This is a genomic window from Streptomyces sp. NPDC003393 (assembly GCF_053589015.1).
In genome coordinates, this window is the sequence record NZ_JBSFRB010000065.1 from 20,660 (window position 1) to 27,078 (window position 6,419).

The 6,419-nt window shown below is 73.6% G+C and carries 5 protein-coding genes; 4 read left to right on the forward strand and 1 reads right to left on the reverse strand.

What is annotated here, in order from left to right; genetic code table 11:
- The first annotated feature begins 15 nt into the window (after positions 1-15).
- Both ACWDUZ_RS36610 and ACWDUZ_RS36615 read left to right on the forward strand, forming a co-directional pair.
- A complete protein-coding gene (locus ACWDUZ_RS36610; protein WP_451636151.1) occupies positions 16-1,239 on the forward strand; it encodes a DUF362 domain-containing protein in 1,224 nt (407 codons plus the stop codon).
- Between the two features lies 1 nt (position 1,240).
- Positions 1,241-2,584, forward strand: a complete 1,344-nt coding sequence (locus ACWDUZ_RS36615; RefSeq protein ID WP_451636152.1) for an aldehyde dehydrogenase family protein — start codon at positions 1,241-1,243, stop codon at positions 2,582-2,584.
- A gap of 559 nt (positions 2,585-3,143) precedes the next feature.
- On the opposite strand, the gene hemE is transcribed toward ACWDUZ_RS36615, so the two are convergent.
- On the reverse strand, positions 3,144-4,214 hold the full coding sequence (hemE, locus tag ACWDUZ_RS36620; protein ID WP_451636153.1) for a uroporphyrinogen decarboxylase: 1,071 nt from the start codon (positions 4,212-4,214) through the stop codon (positions 3,144-3,146).
- 148 nt (positions 4,215-4,362) lie between these two features.
- Here hemE and ACWDUZ_RS36625 point away from each other — a divergent pair, with 148 nt between their 5' ends.
- Positions 4,363-5,037, forward strand: coding sequence for a DUF3000 domain-containing protein (locus tag ACWDUZ_RS36625; protein ID WP_451636154.1), 675 nt, complete (start codon positions 4,363-4,365; stop codon positions 5,035-5,037).
- Positions 5,038-5,341: 304 nt separating this feature from the next.
- Positions 5,342-5,998 carry a response regulator transcription factor gene (locus tag ACWDUZ_RS36630; protein ID WP_030179617.1) on the forward strand — a complete coding sequence of 219 codons (657 nt, stop codon included), beginning with the start codon at positions 5,342-5,344 and terminating at the stop codon, positions 5,996-5,998.
- Positions 5,999-6,419: the final 421 nt, after the last annotated feature.

Below are 6,419 nucleotides of genomic sequence, written 5' to 3' on the forward strand. Positions count from 1 at the left end.
GGACGGGGGACAGTCGTGACGGGAGACCTGACGGCCGTTTCGCTCACCCGGGTGGCGACGGCGACCGAAGGGGCGGTCGACGCCGCGGTCGAGGAGGCGCTGGAGCTCCTGGGTCACCCCTTGCAGGAGGTCGGCAGGGGCGACCGCGTGGTCATCAAGCCCAACATGTTCCAGCGCAAGCCGGGGTTCAGGACGAGTCCCGAACTGCTGCTGGCCGTGGCGGCACGGGTGTCCGCGCGCGGGGCCGAGGTCTACGTGGCCGAACGCACACACGTGCTCAAGGAGATACTCCACCGGGCCCCCGTCCACCGATACGCCCGGGTGGTCAGCTTCGACGACCGGCCGCTGCGCGTGGCCCAGGTGCCCGGCGCGACGTCGCTGAGGGTGCCGATCGCCGTTCCCGACCTGGTGCTGGACTGCGACTTCTTCATCGGAGCACCCCAACTGCGCACCCACTCCAGCGTGGTGCTGACCAACGCCATGAAGAACCTGGTGGGCCTGCTGCCCGGATTCACCACGCGCATCGTCCACATGGCCGGGGTCGAGGAGGCCATCGTCGACCTCAACCAGTTGCGCCCGCAGCACCTCGTGATCTGCGACGCCACGACCGTCATCGAGGGGAACTACCCGATGGCGGGCACGACGCGTGAGGCCGGTCTGATCGCGGCCTCGCGCAATGCGGTGGCGTTGGACGTGACGATGGCGGCGGTCGCCGGGGTGGGAGCCTGGGAGCTCGCCTATCTGCGGGACGCCCACGCCCGCGGCCTCGGGCCGATCGACCTCGCCGACATCGACGTGCGGGGCACGGCCGTGGCGGACGCCGCGTTCACGATCCGGCGCGCCCCGGTGGACCTCACCCCGCCCCGGGAGGGCATCCACGTGCACGCCGAGACGGCGTGCGAGGACTGCCGCCGCTGGCTGGCCGCCGCGATGCACCTGCTGCGCGACGAACTCCTGCGGTTCCCGGGGGAGATGACGATCGTGTCCGGCCCGATGGAGCGGCTTCCGGCGCTGCGCGGCGCGGTGGTCCTGGTGGGCAACGCGATGTACGAGCACCGTGACGCCGGCGTGTACCTGGAGGGGTGCCCGCCGCGGGCGATCCAGACCGCCGGGCTGCGCTACGCCATGGGCCAGTCCGTCACGGAGCAGGAGGCCACCCAGTTCCGGGTGCCGTGCCAGGAGGCGGGCGCCCGGGACGGCGGCGGGTTCGCCGGACTGTCACTCGAGGAGTGGATCTGACATGGAGACGTTCGTCCCCGTACTGCGCGGCGGCCAGGAGCACCGCTCACGCGACTCCCGCCCGCTGCACGACGTGAACGGCAACCCGCTGGCCGAGGTCCACGAGGCGCCCGCTCTCACGACGAGGCTGACCGCGAAGGCCATGCGCCAGGCACCGGCCCTGGACCCGGAGAAGCGGTCGGCGGTGCTGGCCGAGGCGGGAGCCCTGTTCGCGGGGGCCACGCTGGGCGGACAGAGCCCCGAGGAGTACTGCCGGCTCCAGGCACTGGCCTCGGGCGTGCCCGTGGCGGTGGCCCGTGGGACGCTCGAGCGGGTGCGCGGCGACAGCGCCCTGCTCGGCACGGTCGTCGGCAGGCAGGTCCCCCTCGGGGCGGGCCGGACGGCCCGCTGGGTGCGCCGCGGCTCCGTGCTCGGCGTCGTGGCCCCCAGCAACCATCCGGCCACCCACGGGGCCTGGCTCCAGGCCCTGGCGATGGGGTACCGGGTGGCGGTGCGGCCGGGCACCCGCGACCCGTTCACCCCGTTGCGTCTGGTGCGGGCCCTGTTGCGGGCCGGCCTCGACCCGCACTGGGTCAGCCTGCTCCCCGGCTCCCACTCCGCCGCGGACTCGCTCGTTCAGGCCGCCGATCTGGCTCTGGTGTACGGCAGTGAGGCGACGGTCGCCCGGATGCGCGGCAACGACCGGGTGCTGGTGCGCGGGCCGGGGCGGACGAAGATCCTGGTGGACGGCGCGTACGACGACCGTACGCTGGACCACCTGGTCACGGAGATCGCCTCGGACGGGGGCGTGCGGTGCACCAACACCACCGCCATCCTCACCTCCGGCGACCACCGGGAACTGGCCGAGACGCTGGCCGAGCGGCTGGCCCGGCTGCCGGCCCACCCGGTCACCGACGACCGGGCGGTCCTGCCGGTCCGCCCGCGCAAGGAGGCCGAAGCGCTCCGTGCGTCCGTCGACCGGGCCGCCCGGGGGGCACCCGATCTGACCGCCCGTCACTACGAGGACGGCCCACTGGCACCCGTGGGTGACGACGGCGTGGCGCTGCGCCCCGCCGTCCTGTGCCTGGACCGCGCCGACCACCCCGGGCTGCAGACGGAACTGCCCTTCCCCTGCGTGTGGGTGGCGCCCTGGCGGCCGTCGGACGGCGTGGGCCCGCTGGACGACTCGCTCGCCCTGACCCTGCTGACCGACAACGCCCCGCTCGTCGCCGAGGCCCTGGAGTCGCCCGGGATCCGCACCGTTCTCCACGGCCAAGTCGCCGGCTGGTGGAAGGACCCGTACCTGCCGCACGACGGATACCTCGGCCAGTTCCTCAACGAGGCGCGCGGCTTCGCCACGGCGTGAGGCCGCGCGCCCACCGGCGCCTCCCCGGCCCGGCCCCTTCGCAGGACACCCCTCACAGACAGGGACGTACCCATGCCCACAGACACCGTGACCCTCGCCGAGGTCGAGACGGCGGTGCACGACATCACCGCCGTCGATGCTCACCGTGTACGGGCTGGGCCCGATGGCGGCGGGCGTCGCCGTCCTGGCCCAGCCGGGACCGCAGGGCCCCGTGACAGCTTCCGGCCATATACCCGACCGCGGCTTGCCAGCAGGGCGGATCGGACCCCCACCGCGGCGCGGGGCGCGCGGCGGCCGGTGGGCCGGTGACGGGCGCGGGCCGGCCGGGTGCGGCGCGACGGACAGGTGCCGCTCGGCCCGGACACCTCGCCGTCAGGGGGTGTGGCACGAGCCCCGGCGCCGGCACAGCACGCTGATCCAGTGCGGGCCGCGCCGCCCTCGTCGGACTCCGGGGGGACCGGATCCGGGCCCGCGCTCGGACACCTTTCGCAGCAGCCGGGTGGACGGACGCCGGCCGCCCGGACCGCGGCCGCGGTGACCGCTCGGCCCGGCGCCGGGCTCAGCGCGCGGTGTGCGTGTGGACGTACTCCACGAGCCGGGTGAGCGCGTCGGGGTCGGTGGACGGCATCACGCCGTGGCCGAGGTTGAAGACATGGCCCTCGAGACCGGCGGCCGCGTCCAGCACCTCACGGGTCTTGGCCTCGACGGCCTCGCGGGGAGCGAACAGCACGGTCGGGTCGAGGTTGCCCTGGAGCGCCTTGCCCGGGCCGACGCGGCGGGCGGCCTCGTCCAGCGGGACGCGCCAGTCGACGCCGACGACGTCCGCGCCGGCCTCCCCCATCAGTCCGAGCAGCTCTCCGGTGCCGACGCCGAAGTGGATGCGCGGGACGCCGTACCCGGCGACGGCCTCGAAGACCTTCGCGGAGGCGGGCAGCACCGAGCGCCGGTAGTCGGCGGGGGCGAGGGCCCCGGCCCAGGAGTCGAAGAGCTGCACGGCGCTCGCGCCCGCCTCGATCTGGACCTTCAGGAAGGCGGCGGTGATGCCGGCGAGGCGGTCCAGCAGGTCGGCCCACAGTTCGGGGTCGCCGTACATCATCGCCTTGGCGTTCTCGTACGTGCGGGACGGGCCGCCCTCGACGAGGTAGCTCGCGAGGGTGAACGGCGCGCCCGCGAAGCCGATCAGCGGGGTGGGGCCCAGCTCGCGGATGAGCAGGCCGACCGCCTCGGTGACGTAGGAGACGTCCTCGGGGGTCAGATCGCGCAGCCGGGCCAGGTCGGCGCGGGTGCGGAACGGCTGCTCGACGACCGGGCCGACGCCGGGCTTGATGTCGAGGTCGAGGCCGATGGCCTTGAGCGGCACCACGATGTCGCTGAAGTAGATCGCCGCGTCCACGCCGTGCCGGCGCACCGGCTGGAGGGTGATCTCGGTGACCAGCTCCGGGCGCATGCAGGACTCGAGCATCGGGACGCCCTCGCGCACCTTGAGGTACTCGGGCAGCGAGCGCCCGGCCTGGCGCATGAACCACACGGGGGTGTGCGGCACCGGTTCACGCCTGCACGCCTTGAGAAAGGCGGAGTTCTGGGCGGCGGTCGGCGGCTGGTGGCGGGCAGGCGTCTCGTTGGCACTCACGGTGGCAAGTCTCGCACGGCCCCGCGGGCCCCACCGGGGCGGCCCGGGGACGTGACGGCCGCGGTGCGGGGCCCCAGGGGCGGTGCCGCGTCCCGCGGCGGGGTGTCTTGCCCTGCACGAAGGCCCGGTTCCCCTTAATCTTCCCGGCATGGCTGCGGCTCAGGGACGACTGTCGGACGACGCTGGCGGAATGGACGACGGGGAGAAAGGGGACGAGCGTGAGAGCAGGACGGATCAGGCTCCGCTGCCCTTCCGGGCCGCCGTCGACGCACTGAGGGCCGCGCGGGTGCGGCCGCAGGTGGAGATCGAGCAGGTCCGGCCGCCGCAGCGGCTGGCGCCCTTCGCGTACGCGCTGGAGGCCGCGGTCGTCGACGGCGAGCAGGACCTGGCCGACGGCCGTCTGGTGCTGCTGCACGACCCGGCCGGGCACGACGCCTGGCGCGGCACCTTCCGGCTGGTGACCCTGGTGCGGGCCGAACTGGAGCCGGAGATGGCCGCCGATCCGCTCCTGCCGGAGGTGTGCTGGTCCTGGCTGACCGGGGCGCTGCAGGCCCGCGGTCTGTCGTACGGCGAGCCCAGTGGCACGGTGACCCGGGCGAGCTCGCACTACTTCGGCGGGCTGTCGTCGCGCCCGGCCGCCTCGCAGATCGAGATTCGCGCCTCCTGGACGCCGCGCGAGGGTCTGGGCGGTGTTCCGGACACGGGCGCCCACCTGGGCTCCTGGTGCGACCTGCTGGCCCAGGTCGCGGGTCTGCCGCCGGCCGGGCCGGGTGACGCGTCCGTGGTGACGCTGCCGCAGAGACGCGACCCGCAGTCCCGCTGAGCCGAGCCTCCCCGTACGCCTCACCGACGCCTCTTACCGGTCCCTTGCCGTGTCTTTGTCGATACGACCACTTTCGGGCACGTATCGCTCCCGAACGACCCCGAACGGCCCCGAGTGAACCGATTCGACCTTCGGGTGATCGACAACGTGTCCGAATTGCACGCATTGGTACTCACCAGATCGTGATCATTCTCTAAAGGACAACAGGTTTGCTGCCGAAGACGACTGTGACCTTGCAAGCACGGTTGTCCCGGCTTCCTCCCCACAAGCCGGCCCCGTCCCCCCCCACCCCCCAGGAGGCCTGGTGTCCGTTCTCCTCGAGCAGCCCTCAAGCCTGGTCGCCTACCGCCCGAACAAGCCGACCGCCATGGTCGTCGTGGCGGACCCGCGCGTCCGTTCCACCGTCACCCGTCATCTGTGGGCGCTCGGAGTCCGTGACGTCATCGAGGCGTCGTCCGTCGCGGAGGCCCGTCCCCGCATCGGCAACCCGCGTGACATCTGCGTCGCCGACGTCCACCTGCCCGACGGGTCCGGACTCACCCTGCTGTCCGAGACCCGTGCCGCCGGCTGGCCCAACGGCCTGGCCCTGTCCGCCGCCGACGACATCGGCGCCGTCCGCAACGCCCTCGCGGGCGGGGTGAAGGGCTATGTCGTCACCGGCACCCGCACCAACGTCGGGCTCCCCACCCGACCGGGCGCAGCCCCCATCGGCGCCGCCCGACTGCACCGCCGTCCCCCGGGCGCCCCGAGCCACCCGGGTGGCTACCGGGAGTTGTCGGGACGCGAGGTCGAGGTCCTGCGACTGGTCGCCGAGGGTCAGTCCAACAAGGCGATCGGCGTCTCGATGGGCCTGTCCGCGCTGACCGTCAAGAGCCACCTCGCCCGTATCGCCCGCAAGCTCGGCACCGGCGACCGCGCCGGCATGGTCGCCGTCGCCCTGCGGACCGGAATCATCCACTGACACCGCCGGGTGGCGCCCCGGGGCACACCCGGGCCGCTCGCCCGAGCCGCTCCCACCGGCCCCCGCCCGGTTCATCCCGCCTCGCCGCCCCGCCTCGCCTCCCCCGTCTCCTGATCCGCCCCCACCCCTGATTTCCATCCCCCTCCTCGTCCCCCGTCCGTCCGTCACCCGTCACCCGTCCGCCGCCCTGTTCACCCCCTTTTTCTTCCCGCGGTCCTTCCTCCCCGCCGCGCCGCGCCCCGGTGCAGCGACGGCCCCTTCCCCCTGTACCGGTCGTCAACCGGACATGTCGCCGACCTGACCGGTTTACGACCCCCGGCGCCCGCCGACGGAACGTTCCGCCGACAGGTCGTGCGCGATGATCACGTACGTCAGGCCGAGCTCCTGCTGGAGGTCGTCCATGAGGTTCACGACCTGCGCC

Excerpts from the sequence above, each read along its gene's own strand:
- ACWDUZ_RS36615 (WP_451636152.1), top strand. The coding sequence starts at position 1,241 with ATGGAGACGTTCGTCCCCGTACTGCGCGGCGGCCAGGAGCACCGCTCA.
- ACWDUZ_RS36625 (WP_451636154.1), top strand. The coding sequence starts at position 4,363 with ATGGCTGCGGCTCAGGGACGACTGTCGGACGACGCTGGCGGAATGGAC.